General features: G+C 58.2%; 17 protein-coding genes. 6 read left to right on the top strand and 11 right to left on the bottom strand.

Annotated features, from left to right (window positions below; genetic code table 11):
• Positions 1–40: 40 nt before the first annotated feature.
• Complete coding sequence (gene purB / locus QP109_RS01300; RefSeq protein WP_285022841.1) at positions 41–1,510, top strand: adenylosuccinate lyase; 1,470 nt, start codon at positions 41–43, stop codon at positions 1,508–1,510.
• 107 nt (positions 1,511–1,617) lie between these two features.
• On the opposite strand, the gene QP109_RS01305 is transcribed toward purB, so the two are convergent.
• The 5 genes from QP109_RS01305 to QP109_RS01325 all read right to left on the bottom strand — a co-directional run bounded on the left by QP109_RS01305 (position 1,618) and on the right by QP109_RS01325 (position 7,226).
• Positions 1,618–2,526, bottom strand: coding sequence for a DMT family transporter (locus tag QP109_RS01305; protein ID WP_285022842.1), 909 nt, complete (start codon positions 2,524–2,526; stop codon positions 1,618–1,620).
• A 128-nt stretch (positions 2,527–2,654) separates the two neighbouring features.
• Entirely contained in the window at positions 2,655–3,257 is a 603-nt protein-coding gene (locus QP109_RS01310; RefSeq protein ID WP_285022843.1) for a 3'-5' exonuclease, read from the bottom strand.
• Complete coding sequence (locus QP109_RS01315; RefSeq protein WP_285022844.1) at positions 3,250–4,965, bottom strand: glycoside hydrolase family 13 protein; 1,716 nt, start codon at positions 4,963–4,965, stop codon at positions 3,250–3,252. Before QP109_RS01315 ends, QP109_RS01310 begins: the two co-directional genes overlap by 8 nt.
• A gap of 82 nt (positions 4,966–5,047) precedes the next feature.
• Positions 5,048–5,740, bottom strand: coding sequence for a hypothetical protein (locus QP109_RS01320; protein ID WP_285022845.1), 693 nt, complete (start codon positions 5,738–5,740; stop codon positions 5,048–5,050).
• A complete protein-coding gene (locus QP109_RS01325) occupies positions 5,730–7,226 on the bottom strand; it encodes an alpha/beta hydrolase family protein (RefSeq protein WP_285022846.1) in 1,497 nt (498 codons plus the stop codon). Before QP109_RS01325 ends, QP109_RS01320 begins: the two co-directional genes overlap by 11 nt.
• Positions 7,227–7,416: 190 nt before the next feature.
• Between QP109_RS01325 and QP109_RS01330 the strand changes: the two genes are divergently transcribed.
• The 4 genes from QP109_RS01330 to QP109_RS01345 all read left to right on the top strand — a co-directional run bounded on the left by QP109_RS01330 (position 7,417) and on the right by QP109_RS01345 (position 11,641).
• Positions 7,417–7,701, top strand: a complete 285-nt coding sequence (locus QP109_RS01330) for a metal-sensitive transcriptional regulator (RefSeq protein WP_006680528.1) — start codon at positions 7,417–7,419, stop codon at positions 7,699–7,701.
• Positions 7,702–7,746: 45 nt separating this feature from the next.
• A complete protein-coding gene (locus QP109_RS01335; protein WP_195224678.1) occupies positions 7,747–7,992 on the top strand; it encodes a heavy-metal-associated domain-containing protein in 246 nt (81 codons plus the stop codon).
• 204 nt (positions 7,993–8,196) lie between these two features.
• A complete protein-coding gene (locus QP109_RS01340) occupies positions 8,197–10,749 on the top strand; it encodes a heavy metal translocating P-type ATPase (RefSeq protein ID WP_285022848.1) in 2,553 nt (850 codons plus the stop codon).
• A 58-nt stretch (positions 10,750–10,807) separates the two neighbouring features.
• Positions 10,808–11,641: a glycosyltransferase gene (locus QP109_RS01345; protein WP_270771715.1), complete on the top strand. Its 834-nt coding sequence runs from the start codon at positions 10,808–10,810 to the stop codon at positions 11,639–11,641.
• A 93-nt stretch (positions 11,642–11,734) separates the two neighbouring features.
• Here QP109_RS01345 and QP109_RS01350 read toward each other — a convergent pair whose 3' ends face one another.
• The 4 genes from QP109_RS01350 to serS form a co-directional block, all read right to left on the bottom strand.
• A complete protein-coding gene (locus tag QP109_RS01350; protein WP_285022850.1) occupies positions 11,735–12,616 on the bottom strand; it encodes a DUF5926 family protein in 882 nt (293 codons plus the stop codon).
• A 175-nt stretch (positions 12,617–12,791) separates the two neighbouring features.
• Positions 12,792–14,384, bottom strand: coding sequence for a xylulokinase (locus QP109_RS01355; protein ID WP_285022852.1), 1,593 nt, complete (start codon positions 14,382–14,384; stop codon positions 12,792–12,794).
• Positions 14,385–14,460: 76 nt separating this feature from the next.
• A complete protein-coding gene (locus tag QP109_RS01360) occupies positions 14,461–15,408 on the bottom strand; it encodes an HAD hydrolase family protein (protein WP_285022853.1) in 948 nt (315 codons plus the stop codon).
• A gap of 6 nt (positions 15,409–15,414) precedes the next feature.
• Entirely contained in the window at positions 15,415–16,689 is a 1,275-nt protein-coding gene (gene serS, locus QP109_RS01365; RefSeq protein WP_285022854.1) for a serine--tRNA ligase, read from the bottom strand.
• Positions 16,690–16,874: 185 nt separating this feature from the next.
• Between serS and QP109_RS01370 the strand changes: the two genes are divergently transcribed.
• Positions 16,875–18,215 (top strand): diacylglycerol/lipid kinase family protein, encoded by a 1,341-nt coding sequence (locus tag QP109_RS01370; protein ID WP_285022855.1) that lies wholly within the window; start codon positions 16,875–16,877, stop codon positions 18,213–18,215.
• A 17-nt stretch (positions 18,216–18,232) separates the two neighbouring features.
• Here the strand turns inward: QP109_RS01370 and pheA are convergent, their stop codons facing one another.
• Both pheA and QP109_RS01380 read right to left on the bottom strand, forming a co-directional pair.
• Positions 18,233–19,210, bottom strand: a complete 978-nt coding sequence (gene pheA / locus QP109_RS01375; protein ID WP_285022856.1) for a prephenate dehydratase — start codon at positions 19,208–19,210, stop codon at positions 18,233–18,235.
• 12 nt (positions 19,211–19,222) lie between these two features.
• Positions 19,223–21,559, bottom strand: coding sequence for a DUF6541 family protein (locus tag QP109_RS01380; protein ID WP_285022858.1), 2,337 nt, complete (start codon positions 21,557–21,559; stop codon positions 19,223–19,225).
• Positions 21,560–21,561: the final 2 nt, after the last annotated feature.

The following is a 21,561-nucleotide window of genomic DNA, read 5'->3' on the forward strand; positions in this document are numbered from 1 at the left end:
ACCGGTTCTTAGTCGCGCGCCAACGTGAAAAGATGACACTATGAGCGCAAACTGGACTTCCCTTTTCTCTACCGATCATGGTTACGCCGATCTCGCAGCATCTGGTGAACCTTTGTCTCCGCTTGACGGTCGCTACCGCGCAGCCGTTGCACCTCTTGCGAATCACCTGTCCGAAGCCGGCTTGAATCGTGCGCGCGTGCACGTCGAAATTGAGTGGCTGATCCACCTGCTCGACAACGGCGTCCTTCCGGGCGCGCCGATCCTGACCGACGCTGAGCGCGACTACCTGCGCGCACTGCCCCGCGATTTTTCCGCCGACCACATCAAGCGCCTCGGCGAATTCGAAGCTGTTACGCGCCACGACGTGAAAGCTGTCGAATACCTCATCGGCGAATACCTTGAAGCCGCGTCCGGTGTGCTCGGTGAAGACTCCAGCCTGCCGAACCTCCGCGAGGTTGTCCACATTTTCTGCACCTCGGAAGACATCAACAACCTCGCTTACGCGCTCACCATCAAGGCTGGCGTCGAGCAGGTGTGGCTACCTGCCGCCCGCGAACTGCAGGCTCGACTGTTGCGCCTTGCTGAGGCCGGCGCAGATGCTCCGATGCTGGCACACACGCACGGTCAGCCCGCAACGCCCGTCACCATGGGCAAGGAAATGGCCGTGTTTGCACACCGTTTCGCTCGTCAGCTGGCACGCATCGAAAACACCGAATACTTGGGCAAGATCAACGGCGCCACGGGAACTTGGGCAGCGCACGTCGTTTCCGTCCCGAACGCTGATTGGCCGGTCATCGCTCGCAACTTCGTCGAAGGCTTGGGCCTGACCTGGAATCCGCTGACCACGCAGATCGAATCTCACGACTGGCAGGCAGAGCTCTACTCCGACGTTGCGCGCGCAGGACGTATCGCACACAACCTGGCAACCGACTGCTGGACCTACATTTCGATGGGCTACTTCCACCAGAACCTCGCAGCGCAGGGCTCCACCGGTTCGTCGACTATGCCCCACAAGGTGAACCCGATTCGCTTCGAGAATGCCGAAGCGAACCTGGAAGTCTCGTGCGCACTGCTCGATTCCTTGGCATCGACGCTGGTCACCTCGCGTATGCAGCGTGACCTGACCGACTCGACGACCCAGCGCAATATCGGTGTTGCCCTCGGGCACTCGATCCTCGCGTTCTTCAACCTGGTTCGTGGCCTTGACGGCGTTGACATTGACGTTAACCGTATGGCTGCCGACCTAGATGCGAACTGGGCAGTTCTCGGCGAAGCGGTTCAACAGGTCATGCGCACCGCGTCAATCGCCGGCGCGACCGGAATGGCGAACCCGTACGAGCGCCTGAAGGAGCTGACCCGTGGCCACGAGGTCGGAGCCAGCGAAATGCGTGAGTTCATCGCCGGTCTTGGATTGCCCGCAGAAGAAGAAGCTCGCCTTTGCTCTCTCACACCCGCAACCTACATCGGCCTGTCGACCGAAATAGCACACTGGGTGAACGACGAACGCTGATCCAACTGATCGCATAGGTTTCGGGAGTGAACAACCTGCTCACTCCCGATTCTTGTACGCCTTGACCTTTGAATCGATACGCTCGCGACTGGGCGCGATCGAAACAATCAGGACACGGAATCCGAATCTTCCCAGACCGCCACTCCCCCATCTGCGGTCGAAGATTTCCGTGGAGCAAGCTCTGCCAAGAGCATCGCGCCCACCACCAGCGAACCACCTGCAAACAGTCGCCACGTCAAATGCTCGCCACCAAAAAGGATCGCGAAGATCGCTGCGAACACGGGCTCCGTCGTCATAATGACCGCGGCGCTAGTCGCAGGAATTCTTGACTGCGCCCATGTTTGAAGTCCCACAGTTACGATGCCGGCAATGAGCGCCATGTAGATCATGACCGCCCAGCCGTTGATCCCCGACGGAAGGACCACTCCGCCTGGCAAAGCTGAAACACCACAGATCACGCCAAGAGCAATCAGCTGAATGGCTGCCAAATCAAGACCGGATTCCTGACCAGCCCACTGATCGAGAAGCACAATATGAACGGCAAACAACACAGCCGAAATGAAGGTCAGTCCCTCACCACGCCCAACGCTAAAACCGTTCAGAGACAAAATCGACAGCCCAGTAAACGCCAAGACCAGCGCAAACGCGACGGGTTTTGAAATCGGTGTCCGGAACGCGATGAAAAGCAACAGTGGCGTCAGGATCACGTACATGCCCGTAATAAAACCGGACACCGACGCATCCGCCGTCTCCAGGCCAATCGTCTGCACGATTTGCGCCACGGCGAAAACCACGCCCGCCATCAATCCGCGCTTCCACGTGGTGACAGAAGCTCGCAGGAGTTTGCGGCCTCGTAAAACAATAATTACCAACCCTGCAATGAAGAAGCGGACGCCCAGGAAGTCCAGCGTCGGAATCGACGTCAGGATCCCCTTGATGATGAAGAACGTCGAACCCCAGATCGCGGTCACACACATCAGGGCCAGCATCGGAATGGCATCAACTCGGGTTTTCATCACGCCAGCCTAAACCAGGCGCTTGCACCGGCGTGCGCACGTCCACTTGAGGGTTCGGTTCGAAGAGCACGGTAAAAGACACATTGAGTAGGTGCCCCATCTAAGAATTCGCTGGCTGAAGGCTGTTTTCAGGGGGCAAGAGTGCCGTGCAGATCATCGCGTGACGCAAGGTGCTTGACGATTCGCGCACAAGCGTGAGCATCGGAACCCGCTTCGTGGTGATTCAGACTAAATGTCGGGTCACATTCGTGAAGAACAGTCGGCAACTTATAGTTTTCGAGGCCCGGAAGCATTCGTCGTGCCGTCAAATACGAGCAGAAAAAATGCTGGGGCAAAGAAAGCGTCTCAAAGTAGTCGTCCAAGTCTTTCCAGACTCGAGCGTCGAACATCGCGTTATGAGCGTAGACGGGGAGATCGCCAACGAAGCGTGCAATCTGGTCAGCGATTTGATCCCACATTGGAGCCGTCGCTACTTGACGCGGGCCGATTCCGTGAAGCCATGTAAATTCGAACCGGTTATAACCCTGCGGGGGCTGAATGAAGGTTGAGAATTCGTCAATCACCTGCCCGTCTTTCATTTTCACCAATGCCACCTGGCAGGCGGAGACTCCGCCACCGCGATTAGCGGTTTCGAAATCGACGGCAACAAAAGACGGTTGCCTCAGGAAGTGCAGGTTGGGAATGTATTTCGCATTAAAAGGCCAGCGCGACCTTGTTCTCTGTTCACTCATTGTCAGCACCACCATTCAGTGACCACCAGGATGTTGAATCGGCGGGCAAACGCCACGTGCGGGAATCAGTGCCACCAGCCAGTGACATTCCGTTATCCAACAGGTGCACGTCACAGTCGGCAACCGCAGTATTCAGGAGAATCTGGGCACCTTGAGGCACCTGGACCTCAACATCTTCTCCACCTGTATTCGTCGCGCAGAACAGTCTTCCCGCGCTGAACGCCAAAACTTCTTCGGAAACCCGATCAGCCCAGTGCACACGGTGCGCTGACCCAACAAGTTGGCGTCGGAGTCCACCCAATCGCATGTACAAAGACAGCATCGATGTTGGATCCTCACCCTGTTCATCACGTGCCAACGCTCGGAATTCTTCAGGTTGAGGTAGCCACGGAGCAGAAGCACCATCGGGCCCAAAACCCATTGACGATCCGCGCTTCTTCCACGGCAGGGGGACACGACAGCCATCGCGGCCTCGTTGCTGACCATTCGTGCGAATCCACATCGGGTCTTGCCTAGCCCAATCGGGCAGATCGAGTACTTCTGGAAGTCCGAGTTCTTCACCCTGATACACGTAGGCCGTTCCCGGCAGAGCAAAAAGCAACGCGGTTGCTGCCCGCGCACGACGCTTGCCCAGCACAGTATTCACGGGAGTATCTCGACGGGCATCGGCCAGCATGTCGAAAGGATCGGGATCTTTGTCGATGCGTTCCTGACCCAAGCGGGTAACCAGGCGGTGAACATCATGGTTCGCCAACGCCCACGCGGGCCCATCTTCTTGCCCGGCAACCGCGTAGGATTGCTCAATCGAGCGACGCAACCTATACGCAAACCAAGGCTGAACCAGCAGGTCAAACGCGAATGACTGCTGAAGATGCCCGGGAGCCGTAAAACGAGTGAAAAGCTCGGGATCATTGACCCATGCTTCGCCGACAAAATACTTCGGCGGATCGTAGGATTCGGCAAGCTGACGCCACTGCCTATAGATTTCGAAGAGCTCCGGCTGAGCCCACAAGCCCGACCGGTCCGCGTGCGTACCGCGCGGAATCGGAAGCGACTTCACCATTCCGTGCGCAACATCGATACGGAACCCGTCGACTCCACGGTCAAACCAGAATCGCAGAATATCGAGGAATTCGGCGCGAACATCCTGGTTACGCCAGTTGAAATCAGGTTGCGTGGAGTCAAAGAGATGCAGATACCACTGAGGGTTTTCGGTCCCATCGTCTAAGCGATCCCAGGCTGAGCCTCCGAAAATCGACGGCCAGTCGTTCGGTGGCTGACTCCCGTCACCTTCCCCGTCGGCAAAGATAAAACGATCGCGTTCGGGTGAGCCGGGACCTGCGGAAATAGCGTCGATGAACCACTGGTGTTCGCTGGAACAGTGGTTGGGGACGATATCCATCAACACGCGAATATCCCGCGCGTGAGCGAGCGCGACCAGCTGATCGAAATCGGCCAGAGTTCCGTAGTCGGGCAAGATCTGACGATAATCCGCGATGTCGTAGCCGTGGTCGTGTTGCGGAGATGGATAGCAGGGGTTCAGCCAAATCGCGTTAACGCCCAACTTCGCCAGATCGTCCAGCGACTGCGTCACGCCCGGCAGGTCACCAATCCCATCGCCGTTCGAGTCACGAAATGAGCGGACATAGACCTGATATGCGACCGCACCGCGCCACCACGCCCCATTGTGTTCCTGGTGAGCAGTCATTCCAATCCCCGATCTGATAGTCCGTTGCGCTCCGCACACTCCACTATTGTCCATCAGACCATGGAGAAACCGAATTGCGTTGTTACGGGCGCCAGTTCCGATCCGATGCGGGAGCACCGTATCGCTCGAACAGGTCGGTGGGTCGAGCGGTTCCGTCGTCGAATCCGAGTAGCGTCATATCCGCCATCACTATCGACGAGGCCGCACCCGTTTCGCTCATGTCCAGAGCATCTGCGGATATAGAGTTCTGGTCTGTCTGCCCCGCTGTGTCACAGTCGGCATCGGCTAGAACCTGCGCCATAATACGACCGCGGATAGCGAGTGGAGCTAATTCACCGTTGTCCCAGACCGCGTGGGTCGCCCCATCAAGGATCTCTCTCAAGTCATCTTCTTGGCACTCAGCTCCGTCGGTATCAACCGTGACATCGAAGGTCACCAGCGCCGGTTTCCCGAAGCCTTCCCCCACGTTCACCGACACATCGAAGTGAATGTCTTTCCCGCATTTTTCAGTAAGAGCATCATCGATCCCCGCTTCGATCAGAGTTTCAAAACGGTCTGATCGGCCTCGTCGACGTGTCGGCTTCATTGCGCGAAAGGCGATACCTGCACCCAACGCGCCAACGCCCAAGACCCCGATCAGCAGAGGGCTTCCGATCTGCGGAATCTGAGATTTCTTGCCGTTGCCGGCTGAAGGTATGCTCTGGTACGACATGGCAGCCATCCGCATTCTTCGTCCGAGTTTGGACAATTCTGAGCCTGTGGATTCACTCGTCATTGGGTGTCCTTTCCAGGGAGGGGGAGTCATTCAGAGTCGATGTGGATAGCGCCCCTTCATCGGAGTCACTGGATGCAACTGAGACGGTGGCGCACGATGAGGAGGGTGGCCACGAGACATCGAATTCCACGGGAGTGACGGAATCGTCTTTTGCAAGCGTTGCCACCGGGTCGAATGTCTCAAAAGAGGTCGGCGTTGTGACGTCCTGCCAGATTTCGTAAAACATAACGCGCGTGACCTCGTCATCTTGAGGAAGAAAATCCTGCAGTGCAGCAACAGCGGACGCGGTTCGACCCCACGGATTGACCGTCACCATGCGCTCCAAATAGCGCACTGTTTCGGTGTACGTTGCCGACGAATGGGCGTAATAGAGAGGCTGGCGACGCGGTCGCACCAACTTACGACCGATCGCGACTCGGTGATCAGCCTGACGCGCCGGAGTTCCATCCATCGACGGGATAACGTCCTGGTCGTGAGCCAGCGACACCATGGTGACGTCCGGGCGAATCCGATACCTGCGCGCCGGTGCTCCCGTCGCCAGGATTGCTTGCACGTCTAGGCCGGCCGTCTTGGGATTCATCGACGCCAACACGGTCGCAATCAATCCCCCCTGCGAATGACCGCAGATCAGCACCGGTTCCGTTGCGTACTCTTCCGAGTTAAGCCCATCGCGTTTCATTGCATCGTGGATCGCCATGACAAGCCCACTGCGCATATTCGATTCCATACCGATCATTTCGCGGATGTTTGATTCCATATCCGCCGGATTCGCGTTCGATTCGAAGTCCATATGCGCCGTTCCAGGCAGGGATACCAGCCATCTGCGGGCTTCCCCTTCGCCGACGCGGGTTATTTTCACCGTGTGCCCGTCGGTCATCGACCAGTACATGTCGTCGATATCGACGCATAGATCACTCAGACTCTGGGGGGCTTGCCAGCGACGAAGTGCAGCTGTGGCGTGTCCGGCTGGGGGATCAATGGACGAGGCTTCGGCTGAATCTGCGATCACTTGGGCGTGAACAGGGCCGGAATGAATGTAGCCCACGGCCGTTCCGATCGACAGCATTCCGGTCATCAATGTGTCGTATGCGCGTTTGGGAACAAGGGGAAGTGCTTGAGCTGCTCGTTTCCCCATTGGACTATCGGGTTCAAGGGCGATACGAGCACGCATCACCGTCTTTGCCACGTGGGAAACGGCCTGCGCACTACCGGCGAGGAAGCGGACGAAGAGCGTATCAAGACCGGGTTCGTCGAAGAAAAGGCGTTGCGAGCGCTCAGATGAATCGTCGCCCATCGATTGAGAGGCGTGGCGAGCTTTTTGTCGCATCTCTTCAGAGAGGGCGGGTAGTTCTGATACAAGACCTAATGCTCCGGAGGCAAGGAGTGCTGGCACCAAAGGAATAAGGCGCATGGCGGTGTAAGCGGGAGAAAACGACTGGGGAACACGGCGAGGAGCATAGATGCGTGGTGTACGACGACGCGCCATGGCTTCTCCTTTCCCCGCGGTTCCTTATCTTTCAAGCGTAGTGCGGTCAGCAAAAGGCGCAATCGGGGACAACCCCTGTTTATTTGCTTGTTCCCTGAGGTCCACACGTACCGTGGCAAACTTCAACCATTGACACTCATACCCCCTAGGGGTATCTTCATTTGAGAAGGACAAGCAGGAAAGGCGACCCATGGCATACGGATATTCAGCCTCCACTGACCGTTATCTGGCCAGACTCCGCCGTATTGAAGGACAGGTTCGCGGACTCCAGCGCATGGTCAGCGAAAACGAGTACTGCATCGACATCATTACGCAGATGTCCGCCGTCCAATCAGCGCTCAATTCCGTTGCCATCGGCCTACTGGAAGACCACATGAACCACTGCGTCGTCCACGCCGCCAAAGAATCCGACGAAGCCGCGCACGAAAAGATTGAAGAGGCCACCAAGGCAATCGCCCGGCTCATCAAGTCCTGAACCACCTACTGTGCACGATCCAGCCACAACAACAAGGAGAACGCCATGACCATGGAAATTGATCGCACCGTTGAACTCGCCGTTAATGGCCTGACCTGCGGACACTGCGTCCAGTCCGTCACCGAGGAACTATCCGAAGTTGCCGGCGTGAAGAACGTTGACGTCATCCTCAACTCCGGTGCCACCTCCAAGGTCACCCTCGTATCCGACGTTGCCCTTGACGATGATGCCCTGCGTGAAGCCGTGTCCGAAGCAGGCTTCGAGCTGGTCAGCATCACCCGCGACTTCTGAGACCCTCGGGCGCGGGCGATGCCCGCGCCCGACCTCGTTCCTCAAAACTGGCCGGCACCTGGCCCAACATAACGCGCCACGTCCTCGACCACCTCCCTTCCGCGCCCGGACACCCACGACCGCCCGCGGGCACACCACCAGTCGGCATGCCCACACACTCAGCCTTCGTGACACGTCCCGGCAAGCGGACAAGGAAAGACAACCGTGTCCATATCCTCCACTCTTCACTCCGTCGCCCCCATTTCCGACTCCTATAATTCCGAGGGCACAACCCACATCGGCGAAGGCGTCAAAGTTCATGCGCAGGACCTCAAACGCCGACTGATCATCTGCATCCCCTTCTGGCTGATCGCCATGCTTTTGTCGATGGTGCCCGCCTGGCAGTTCGTCGGCTGGCAGTGGGTTGTCGCCATTGCGTCGATCCCCGTCACCACTTGGGGTGCATGGACCTTCCACAAGGCAGCCTTTGCGGCTGGGCGCCACGGATCAACAACGATGGACACCCTGGTGTCACTGGGCGTCATTGCGTCCTCCCTGTGGAGCTGGTGGGCTCTCCTCTTCGGTGGTGCAGGCGAACTCGGCATGCGCATGTCGATGAGTCTCTTTCCACGCGCAGCCACGGCCACACATCACGCGGAACTCTATTTCGAGGGAGCCTGCACGATCACCGTGTTCCTTCTGACCGGACGGTGGATGGAAGCGCGCGCCCGATACCGCGCCGGCAACGCACTGCGAGCACTGCTTGAACTCGGCGCAAAGGAAGCGACGAAGATCGAAGTCGATCCCGCCACCGGCGAGCGTCACGAAGTGGTTGTTCCGGCAGCATCTTTACAGGTCGGCGACATGTTCATCGTTCGCCCCGGCGAGAAGGTAGCCACAGACGGCATCGTTGTTGAAGGCCAGTCCACACTCGACACTTCCCTACTGACCGGCGAATCGGTGCCCGAAGACGTCAGCGTGGGCGACGAGGTCACCGGCGCGACAATCAACACGTGGGGCACCCTCACGGTCAAGGCAACCCGAGTCGGAGCCGACACTACTTTTGCTCGCATCGGCGCGATGGTGAGCCAAGCGCAGGCCAGTAAAGCCCCTGTTCAGCGACTTGCCGACCGTCTTTCCGGAGTCTTCGTTCCAATCGTCATCGGCATCGCACTGCTGACCTTGATCGGCTGGCTGATCGCTGGAGCATCTCTACAGACAGCCCTTACCGCCGGCGTCGCCGTGCTGGTTGTCGCCTGCCCATGCGCACTCGGCTTGGCGACTCCGACCGCCCTTCTGGTGGGATCCGGTCGCGCATCCCAGCTGGGTATCGTCATCAAATCCGCTGAAACGCTGGAGCAGACGCGAACGATCGACACAATCGTTCTGGATAAGACCGGCACCGTCACCACCGGCAAGATGTCGCTGGAAAGCATCGTTACTCTACCGGAGTCGAACAGCGACCGACTATCGGAAGACACAATCCTCGGCCTTGCTGCCGCGGTTGAGTCCGCGTCCGAGCACCCTATTGCTCGCGCCATTGTCGCCGGTGCGGGCGCGCGGGGAGTCGCGGCCTCGTCGATTCGCGGATTCTCGAACCACGCAGGACGTGGTGTATCTGCGCTGGTAGACACCCCTTCCGGTGGCGATTCGCTGGTGTTGGTTGGACGCGCGTCATGGCTGGATTCTCTGGGCGTCACTATTCCGTATGAGGTCGAGTCTGCAATTGCCACCGCCGAAGCAAGTGGCGCGACCGCAATCGTGATCGCCCGGACGGGCCAGTGGAGTGATTCCAACGAGGCCGGCCACGCTCACCCAGCCACCCCCGTAGAATCGCTGGCCGACTCTTCCACCTCCGAGTCGGCAGAAACTTCGATTGACGTCCCCAGCTTGACCGCGCCCGCTCCCCTGGCCACAATCACGATGAACGTCCAGGGCATGACGTGCGCGTCGTGTGTGCGCAGGGTCGAGAGGAAGCTCGGCACACTCGACGGTGTCAGTGCCTCAGTGAACCTTGCGACCGAGTCCGCGACGATCACGCTGACCGAACCGCACACGGATGAAGAACTCGAAACCATCGTCAACAACGCGGGATATCAAGGAACCGTGCTTGCGCGAACCGACATATCTGCGTCAGAGACGGCGATGTCAGCGAACACCGAAGAGAAGGCGACCTCCGCTCAGAGGATCCTGCCGGAGCATATTGAAGGCTACGCGTACGGTGTTCTGGTTGTTCGCGACACCGTGAAGGACACGTCTAAGACCGCAATCGAGCAGTTCAAGGGATTGGGTATTGAGCCGATCCTACTGACCGGAGACAACGAGGCAGCCGCTCAACATGTTGCCCAGCAAGTTGGTATTTCGCGCGTTATTTCGCAGGTCATGCCGGAAAAGAAGTTCGACGTCATCAAGGGATTGCAGGATGAGGGACACGTTGTCGCCATGGTTGGCGACGGCGTAAACGACGCTGCGGCACTTGCTCAGGCGGGCGCCCATGGCCTGGGGATCGCTATGGGATCAGGGACCGATGTTGCAATCGAGGTCGCCGACATTACATTGGTCAATTCCGACTTGACCAGCGCAGCCACTGCCATCCGCATTTCGCGCCGTACCCTGCGCATCATTAAGGGCAATCTGTTCTGGGCATTTGCCTACAACGTTGCGATGATTCCGCTGGCAATCGCCGGCCTGCTGAACCCCATGCTTGCGTCGGCTGCGATGGCGTTCTCATCCGTGTTCGTTGTGTTGAATTCGTTGCGTTTGCGTTCAGCACAATAACGGGTCACCACGTGAACAACTGCCCTAACAGACTTTGCCAGTATTTTACACTGTAAGGGTGAATCCTCCCAGTCTGCCAGCGCGGTCAAACGTCGCTCCTCAACGAGTGGCAGCCATCATCCCAGCCCACAATGTTGGCCACGATGTTGCCGGTACTGTGCGCGCATGCCGAGCCATCCCCGGCGTCGATCTGCTGATCGTCGTCGACGATGGGTCCGATGACAACACGGGAGCTGCCGCCCGCGCCGCCGGTGCAGTCGTCGTCCGCCATTCTGTGGAACGAGGCCGCGCGTCCGCCATCGAGACTGGCGTCAAAGTGGCCGCGATGCGTGATCGGGCGGATTGGCCTGCGCGTCTTCTTCTTGTTCTGAACGCTGACTTGGGCGATTCGGCAGTTGAGGCTACTGCGCTTGTTGAGTCCGTGATGAACGGTGAAGCCGACTGCGCTTGTTCTATTCCCATAGGAATGAGCCTCACGTCGAAATTGGGACGGGCTGCGCAGTTGGCGCGTCGCGTTATTCGACGCGCAACCGGCTGGGAACCCGCTTACCCGCTTGCGTCCGTGCGTTGCGTGACACGCGAGGGAATCACGGCAGCTATGCCCTTTATGAACGGGTACGGCTTGGAAATTGCGATGACGATTGATGTGCTTAACGCGGGCTTGTCGATCATTGAGATTCCCTGCAGTTTCGAACGCACAGGTGCCGATAAATCATTCGGCGATTTGAACCCGCGTACGCGCTTCACCGATACGACGATCGCTTCAATTCGCACAGTATTCGGTCGCGCAAAAGCGCGCCACCATCACCCGCACCTGTATGCGAATGCTCGCCAGGGTGTTGGAATCCCCTACCCATGCGTTGCACGTGATCGGGAAGTCACTGACGTCTAGCCGTTCAAGGATTTCAACCGTAAAACTTGGGTGCCCTGCTTGGGAGGATCCCAAGCAGGGCACCATACGCTTGTCAGCGACTCACACCATCAATCAGCGGATCGTCACCTGACGCGAGACCATGCCCTGGCGAGCACGACGCTCATCAGCGGTCAGTGGCTCCTTCACGGCAAGAGCATTTTCAAGCTCGGTTGCCAGGGTTGCTGCGTCTTCGGCGATGTCATCAGCGGTCGCACCCTCGGCAAGTTCGAAGACCGGGATTGCGATGCCACATGCACGGAACGCCCCTACGAAGCGCGAGCCCTCACCCATGCGAGCCTTGCCAGCTGCCTGCAGGCGAGCCAAGCCGGTGAACAGCGCGGACTCTTCCACGTCGGTCACGTAGCGCACGAAATTACGGTTCATCTCGCACCAGAACATGCCGGTAACACCGGGAACTGCGACGGTCGGGATGACCTCGTCGCGGTTTTCTTCAAGAGCACGAGCGGTCTGCTCGTCCATTTCCTCTTCCGGGTTCAACCAGAAGTGGAAGTTTTCTTCGAGACTCATTTCGCCGAAGCCTTCCGGATCTAGGATGTCCTGGAGACGATCGGAAGGTTCGCGCACATCAATGTCAATAACGCCCTCGACGCCGTCGGCCTTGGCTGCAATCGCTGCGAGAATTGCAGCGCCAGCGTCGTGTGACAGGTCGGCCGAGTTGAAACGAGTCTGAGCTGCAACCAGAATTCGACCATCGCCACGCACCATCGCGGGATGACCGTCCGGGAGCAGAGTGACGAAATCGAATTCGACCGCGCCATGCTCAGCGTTAGTGCGTGCGCTCATGATGGCGCACGGGAGGATCTCGCGCATGGCGACCAGTTCAACCTCACCCTTGAGACCCTCGTAAGGGCGGGCAACGAACGGAATCGGAGCGCGGAATGCCGGACGAGCGGCAGGATTTGTTACCTTCTTGCGGCGGCTTGCTTTACCCATAGTCCAAATCGTAGCGGTAGCACGCCCACCGGCGTTATTCCGCGTCCGGTTCGGCGCTAGTCCAATCGGGCACAATCAAGCGCGGTGCGACAATACAGATGATCCCGGCCTCGTCATTATTATTCACGAGGCCGGGGCCGCAAGCGAAACTGGCACCTGGAAGTGCCCGGAAAACTCAGCTATTATCCGCGGCAGCCTGAACAGCCGGAAGAGCAGCCTTGAAGCGTTCCAAGAACTTCTCGTACGCCTTAGCATCATCGGGATCCGCGTCGATGACGCTAGCCTGGGCGTTCGCGAACACCTTGGAATCAAGATATTCGGGAAGAGTCTCACCTTCACCGCGCGACTTCATGAACTGAGCGAGCACCGCGATACCCCACGCGCCACCCTCGCCAGCAGTTTCGCCAACGGACGCCGCGATCCCTAGCGAATCGGCAAGGATCTTCTGCGCCACTCCCGGCGTCTTGAACAGACCACCGTGAGCGAAAACCTTGTCCAGCCCGACCCCTTCATCGGCAAGAATGTCGAGTCCAATACGGACGGCCGCGAAGACGCTCATCAGCTGAACGCGGAACGCATTCGCCAAGGTGAACGTGGCATCCGGGGTGTGAGTGAACAGCGGGCGACCGCCTTCCAAGCCCATGATCGGCTCTGCGGACAGCGTGTTGTACGCCAGCAGTCCCGCACCATCGGCATCACCCTTCAGCGCGTTGAAGTACAGAAGGTCATACACGTCAGAAACCTTCATATCCATGCCCGCAAGCTTCGCAAACTCGACGAACATGCCGACCCACTCATCCAACTCGGACGAACCGTTGTTCGAGTGAACCATTGCCACGGGCGAACCGTCGGGAGTCGTCACCATATCGACCTCAGTGTGCAGGCGCTTCAACGCTTTTTCCAGCACAATCATGAGGAACACGGAGGTGCCACACGAAATGTTACCCGTACGCTGAGCCACCGAATTCGTCGCCACCATGCCCGTACCGGCGTCACCTTCAGGCGGACACATCGCAATACCCGGGCGGAGTGTGCCCGTCGGGTCAAGCAACAGCGCGCCTTCTTCGGTCAGGACACCCGCATCTTCGCCAGCACTCAAAACCGTCGGAAGCAGGTCGGACAACCGCCACGGCAGATGCCGCGGAGCAACCAACTCGTCGTAGGAAGCAACCATCGACGCATCAAAATCGCCGGCAACCGAATCAATCGGGAACATACCCGACGCGTCACCAATACCCAGAACATGGCGACCAGTCAGTTGCTCATGCACCCAACCAGACAGAGTATTGATCGACGCAATCTGAGGAACGTGCGTCTCTTCATCAATGACCGCCTGATGAAGATGAGCAATCGACCAGCGAAGCGGAATATTGAAGTGGAACGTATCGATCAGCTCGGCCGCGGCGCGACCCGTGTTCGTGTTACGCCACGTCCTAAACGGAGCAAGCTGCTTGCCATCGGCATCAAACGCAAGGTAGCCATGCATCATCGCCGAAATACCCAGCGAACCGTAGGTCGTAGGAACAACACCGTAGCGTTCCTTCACCTGCGCAACCAGCGTCGCATAGGCATCACACAAGCCTTCTTTGACGGCGGAAAGGCTGTATGACCAGAGGCCGTCGACAATCTGGTTCTCCCACGAATGAGCACCCGTCGCCAGAACCTCGTGGTCGGGGCCAATAAGAACGGCCTTAATTCGGGTTGAGCCGAGCTCGATGCCCAGCGCGGTCTGGCCGTTTTCAATCAGCTCTTGAACTGTAGCGCTCATGCGTTTAGTCCTCCACTTGTCATCGTTGACGTGCCGAAATTGTTTCACGCGTTATCGACACCACGCTATCACTGACTCAAATGTCCGTAAGGGTTTGCCCACAATGACGAAGAAGTGCACAGATGATGGCCGCAGCACCATCATTTTCGACGGCCCCTGTGACAAAATCACCGGATTTCTTCACACCATCATCGGCGCCACCCATGACAACGCCGAAGTTTGCCCACTCAATCATGGGAACATCATTCGTGCCATCACCGATCGCGACAGTGCCTTCAAAGGGAACACCCAAGTCGGCGCTCAGCGTTTCAAGCCCGCTGGCTTTCGTTACTCCCAGGGGAAGAACGTCAGCCCAACTGGTCCAACCGATCGAGCATTCCCAGTTCCCAATAACTCCCGCATTGGTCAAAGCAATTTCAAACTCTTCACGGTTCATCGCTGGTTCACGAATGACAACCTTGATCGCGTCAGCTACCTTGAGGTCTTTGATCGGTTTCACGGCGAATTTTTCGATCAGTTCCCCGGGTGGAAAAACGTCGGAGATGAGGAACATTCCAGGAATTTCCACACCGATCAGAGCATTCGGCATCTCCTGACCAACCTGGTCAACCAAAGTCGACGCATCAAAAGTGGAAATGTCAGCAGACAATACGCCAGAAGCATACGCGTCAGAAAAGTGAACGCGGATAGCACCGTTCGAGCAGAGCGCCCACGTACGAGGATCCCCCAGTTGCTCAAGCACCGGCTGCGTCGCTTCCAACGAACGCCCCGTCGCAATAACGACGTTCATCCCCGCACCTTCAGCAGCGCCGATTGCTGCGCGCACACGCGCCGACGCCCCCGTCGGTAAAAGCACCGTTCCATCAAGGTCAAGACCGATCAGGATCTTCTTCGGATCCGTCGGTATCGATTCGGGCAACGCCTGAAATGCCGATTCGACCAGTGACTCAAACTGGATCGGTGCCTCACCCGATGGGGGCGGGGACACAAGGTTAACGATGGGTGCGTTGGAAGTTTCAGCCATGTGATGTCACTTGACGGGCTCGAGCACTTCCAGACCGCCTAGGTACGGGCGCATTGCTTCGGGAACGTAGACCGAGCCGTCTGCCTGCTGGTGATTTTCGAGGATCGAAACCAGCCAGCGAGTGGTGGCAAGAGTGCCGTTCAGCGTTGCCACTGCGGCCATGCCATCTTCGCGGCGCTCACGAATGCCCAGGCGACGTGCCTGGAAAGTGGTGCAGTTCGAGGTCGACGTGACCTCCATATAGCGTTCCTGGGTCGGCAGCCATGCTTCGCAGTCAAACTTGCGTGCAGCCGAGGTGCCGAGGTCGCCGGCAGCCGTGTCAATGACGCGGTAGGGAAGCTCAACCTTGCGGAGCATTTCTTCTTCCCATGCCAGGAAACGCTGGTGCTCTTCTTCGGCCTGCTCGGGACGGCAGTAGGAGAACATTTCAGCCTTGTTGAACTGGTGGACGCGGATGATGCCACGTGTGTCCTTGCCTGCAGAACCGGCTTCGCGACGGTAGCAGGTGGACCACCCCAGATAACGCTTCGGACCGTCGGACAGATCGAGGATCTCGTCGGCGTGGTAGCCCGCAAGGGCCACTTCGGACGTACCGGTCAGGTATAGGTCGTCGGCGGGCAGGTAATAGATCTCGTCCGAGTGCTCGTTGAGGAAGCCGGTACCGCCCATGACTGCGGGGGTCACGAGGGTCGGGGTCATCATCGGGACAAAACCAGCCTTGACGGCCTGATCGAGTGCCATTGTCATCATGGCGAGTTCAAGGCGAGCGCCGATGCCCTTGAGGTAGTAGAAGCGTGCGCCGGAGACCTTTGCGCCACGCTTGGTGTCGATCGCGTCGAGGCCTTCGCCAATGGCCAGATGGTCTGCGGGTTCGAAGCCTTCGGCTGCGAAGTCACGTGGCTTGGGGCCTTCGTGGCGCAGGACGACGAAGTCTTCTTCACCACCAACCGGAACACCATCGAGTACAAGGTTCGGCAACAGGCGTGCAAGACGGTCAGCGTCTGCGTCTGCTTCGTTCGCCTTGGCTTCGAGAGCCTTCACCTGTTCGGCAAGTTCCTTCGCCTGAGCGAGAATCGCAGGGCGTTCTTCCTTGGATGCCTTACCGACCGACTTGGAAACTTCCTTCTGGGTAGATCGAAGGGATTCGAAATCCTGCAGGCTGGTGCGACGCAGTGCATCAGCTTCAAGGATGCGGTCGACAAGTTCAACATCGCCACCGCGTGCGCGCTGGGACGCGCGGGCGGGCTCAGGGTTTTCACGAAGTGCGCGAATATCAATCATGTTTCCAATCTTAGGGCAGGGCTCGGCCTAGCGTTATTCACGACCAACGCTTGTGTGGATAACGCGAGTGAACAGGCTTCGGATGTGGAAAAGGCGTTTCCACAGCGATGGATTGTGGATTCGACTTATCCACAATTGTGTTTTCTGGCGGGGCGTGAAAAGCGTTCGATCGATAGTCTTGATGCATGACGATCTGGATTGTGATGGGCATTCTTGCTCTTGCGTTCGTTCTCTTTGGCGTCGTGTGGCTCTGGCGCTGGTATCAGACGCGTCAAGCACGCCTGCAACTGCGCAAAGATGCGATGCTCACCCCCAGTTCCGCTTTCGATCCCGAGGGCGGTCGCCCACGTCCGTGGGTGATCGTGAATCCGGTCAAACATGATGATTTGGATGCTTTCAAAGCCGAAGTCAATCAGGCTGCACATCAGATGGGCATTGACCACGTGCATTGGCGTGAAACAACCGCGGAAGACCCCGGCACCGGTCAAGCAATTGATGCTTTGGCGCAGGGCGCATCCATCATCATTGCTTCCGGTGGTGACGGCACGGTGCGCGCTGTGGCCGCGGGCGTTGCTGGGTCGGGTGTACGTATGGGCATTATTCCCGCCGGCACCGGCAATATTCTGGCCCGTAACCTAGGAATTCCGATCAACGATCCAGCCCAAGCGATGCGCATTGCTCTGGGAGAAAACCACCAGGCGCTTGACTGCGGGTGGTTGCGCGTCGACAACGTCGACACGCCTTCCGAGATTCCCGCGGAGGGAATGCTGGTGCGGGCGGCTCTGACGAAGAACAGAGTCGACACAGATACTCCGTCATCACTCGATCATGCGGACTCCTCACTGGCGCACCGCGCTCAGAATCTGCCCGGAACGGACGAGTATTCGTTTGTCGTCATCGCCGGTCTTGGCTTCGACGGCGAAACGATGGCTGCGACCGATTCAGAACTGAAGAAGAAGGTTGGATGGGTTGCCTATGTGGTGGCAGCCCTCGGAGCAATCGCGAAGGAAGGAACAAAACTTCGCTTGATGCTCCGCAACCCGAAACCGATCACTGATCCTGTCGGGGACGCTCCCAGAGATGATGAGCACTCTCGCGTCGTTGACGAATCCGCAACGATCAGCGGGGTCAGCGTCCCCGATCAGCCCGAATCAGTTCTCACGTGGGTTCATTCGCGCACTGTCATGTTTGCGAACTGCGGGGAACTTCCATTCATCACCTTGGCACCGGGTGCTCGCGTCGATGACGGGCTGATTGATGTCATTGCCGTCAACACGGAAGCTGGCGTACTGGGCTGGGCGGACCTGTCCTTGAAGATCATGGGACAGGGACTGGGTGTGAAGACCATGAATCTTCCGGTTTCCACCGGCAAGATTCAGTTCAGGCAGGCAGAGGGCGCATCCGTCGCCGCTCAATCACCCCAGGTGATTCAGGTTGATGGTGACGCGATCGGAACTGCGCGAACCGTTCACGTCCGGCTTGATCCACAGGCTCTAGATATTGCAGTTCCCGGCCTCGAAAACTGAAACCGGGAAATAAGCAGTCAGCCGTTCAACGGCCACGACGGTGCAACCGGGTAATCCGGAACGTCAACGCCATTTCCACCCTGAAGAATTGACGCAACCCAGGCGCGACCCGCGTGGAAATCCTCGTCGCTGGTTCCACGCAGAACATGTGCTTCCACTCCGTCAACGCGCGGGTACGAACCCATAAAACGAACCTCGGGCGAATAGCGATGCAGACCAACAAGAGCAGCTTGCACACGTTCTTCACAAATGTGTCCAACAATGTCGATGCTGAACGTGTAGTCACCCAAACCGTCACCGCTTGGGCGAGACTCAATACGCGAAAGGTCGACACCGCGGACAGCGAACTGCTCCAACAGGGTCAGCAATGCACCGGACTCATTCACCGGAAGAGCAACCTGGATCGTCGTCTTATCCGCACCCGTTGGCGCGGGGATCTGGCCCGGCTTCGACACCAGGACGAAACGCGTCACGGCACCCGGGTTATCAGCGACGTCCGTGTACATCGCTTCAAGACCATAGGTTTGAACCGAAACCTCGTTGCAGAGAGCCGCATCAAATGGGGCGTCACCACCGGAAAGAATTTCTGCCCCGGCTGCCGTGGAGGTGGCAGGAACGTGAACAGCGCCCGGGAAAGTGTCTTCAACCCATCCACGACACTGAGCCCACGCGTGCGGGTGCGTACCAATGCGACGAACATCTTCGGGCCGGGTTCCCGGACGAACAGCCAGCTGGAACACCACTTGGACAACCATTTCAGCAACGATCACCAGTGGCTCACCTCGGGAGAGTGAATCAAGAGTCGCATTCACGCCACCCTCAATTGAATTCTCGATCGGCACAACCGCGCGGTCGGCTTTGCCCTGGTGAACGGCGGCCAGAGCCTGTGGTGCACTGGTCATCGGCATCAGTGTCGCGTCGACTGGCGCGACTTGGCGCACGGCCTGTTCGGTGAACGTTCCGAACGGTCCAAGAAATGCGATTCGCAATGACATTGATGTCCTTCGTTATTTGTTTTCCGCAGAAGCAGAGTCGGCGTTCTCAGATACGGCGTCACATGCCGTGATCCTGTAGAGCTTCGCGGTTCCGCCTTGATCCACTAATTCAAAGCCATACGAGGTATCAACGTTGTACAGGCCCGGGAATCGAGACGAACGCAGGAAGTTGTAATACTTTCCATCTTCATCGGCGTAGTAATGCGTAATCCCCATCTGGTTCACGACCTCGCACACTTCAGGATTGTCGTGGATCTCGTTGAAGTGCTTCACCAGAACCTGCTGCCAGCGTTCCTCGTTATTGGTGGTCGACAGCTGAGGGAAGACCGCATCATGCTGTCCAAGAACTTCCGTGTACGCCGCGCCCGCAATCGGATCACCCAGGACAAGCGAATCTCCGGGAATCAGCAGTTGCATTCGACGAATCATTGCGAGCTCAGCGGTGTCAGCCATGCCCGGCTTCCCCAGATTTTCTGGGTCGTAGACGTAGTCGGTGGCGCGAAGGCGCGCATCCAAGGCACCCCCGCCGGTGAGTAGCAGAAGCAGGACGCCGATAACAACGTCGATCAACCAGCGTGGGAATAGTGCGGGCAGGCTCTCTTCGCCCATGTTGGCGCCCACCAGTTCGTCGGTTTGCCTGGCTCCGAAGAATTCTGGTTCTTCGGCTTCACCGGCTTGCACTCCCTCTTGAGCTCCGCCGGATTGCGCCACTTCTTCGGTTCTCAAGACGTGCGCTACCTCTTCGGTCCCGCCGTCGTCTTCGGGGGTGAGTTGCGCGGTCACACCCTGCGAAACGCGGGCTACCCACTCAAAAACAAGGAAGGAAATCCGCTCGAAACCTATCGCCATCAACGGCACCATTGTCAGTCCATGCGGTCCCATGATCCGTCGCGGATCCAAGTACCAGGGGGCCAAAAGGAATGTGCGGAACTCCCCAATCGGCGCATACGCCAAGAAAGTCAGCAAGCAGAACAGCAGGTAAGAGACGATCGGCCAAATCGCACCGGGCTCCCAATCGGGGGTGTCGGCATGTTGGGCAGGCCCGGCCTCGTCGATGCGGAAAACACTGAAGGCGTCAACGCTCATCGCAATGCCGACCAGCAGTAGGACAACTTGGACGGCGATCAGCATTGTCATCGCGGTCGTTTGCGAGAACGGTGGCGCGGGCGTGAACGTGTGACTAAACGCGTACTCCCACGAAATTCCGGCTCGCGGATAGTTGCCCATCGCGCGAATTTTGCCCGTCGTCAAAAGCAAGAAGGGGGTGACGAGGCTCGCCACGCAGACAAGTCCCCCGACGAAAGCAAGGGATCGAGCGCCACGACGGTAGGCGCGAATCGCGCCCCCACCGACACCCGAAAGGAACGCGGCGATCAGCATGACATAGATCGTGAACGCAGAACTCGGGTGAGCAACCGACGCGCCAAACATTCCTGCCAGTAGCAGGATCGTCAACGGGATCTGATGAGCAAGCACGCCCACACCCACCCGACGCGCACCCAGCAAACGCCGACCGACGATCACCGCGAGCGCGACGACGCCTGGGGTCAGAGCAAGACCGGTCGCCAATGGCCACTGGTTGTACATCGTCAGGTTGTCCGCAGGCATATCCAACAGAGCGCCTGCCAAAACGGGGGCTGCAAGAATCGCTCCGCGTTTACGCGTAATGACGCTGGTCATAGCGGTCGCACCAATAACCCAGACCAGCATCAGAACCAGCGATGTCACATTCGCGGTCAGAACAACTGTCTTCGGGGTTGCGAACAGGGCGGTGAAAGCGTGCCACGTGGTCGGATAGAAAACGTCTCGACCACCGTAGAGGTCAGAAAGACCGCCGAAGGGTGAAGCGTTCCCGGTTCGCACAATCGTCCATACGCCATTCAAATGGAATGTTGAATCCCACTGCTGGACAGGATTTTTCGGGCTTGCGTGCAACAGCATCGGAAGGGCTGCCACGAACGTACCGACGGTGATCATTATCCACATTGAGGCTCGTAGTCGAGCCTGCTCAGCACCCAGAGGCTGGCGTGGTCCAATGTGCGACAGCAAGCTTCCCGGCTGTAGGCGCCCTCCACCAGCACGGCGAGCGGTAGCAAACAGCCAGTTCACGCATCCCAAAACGAAAGCGATCCCGAGCAGGGGAAATACTTTTTCACGAGACCACGTGACATCGCTGCGATCAAAAACAACGGACAGGATTGTCAGGAAGCCAAGCGTGATCGCGGGAGCAATGCCAACCGCAATAACGGAAGAGCGCACCCAGGATCGCACCCAGAAGACTCCCGGCAGAATCAGCGCAATCGCCATCTCCACCAAGATCGGTCCGGCAGCCCACCACTGTCCAAGCACGT

This window comes from Pauljensenia sp. UMB9872 (genome assembly GCF_030212665.1).
Lineage (GTDB): Bacteria > Actinomycetota > Actinomycetes > Actinomycetales > Actinomycetaceae > Pauljensenia > Pauljensenia turicensis_B.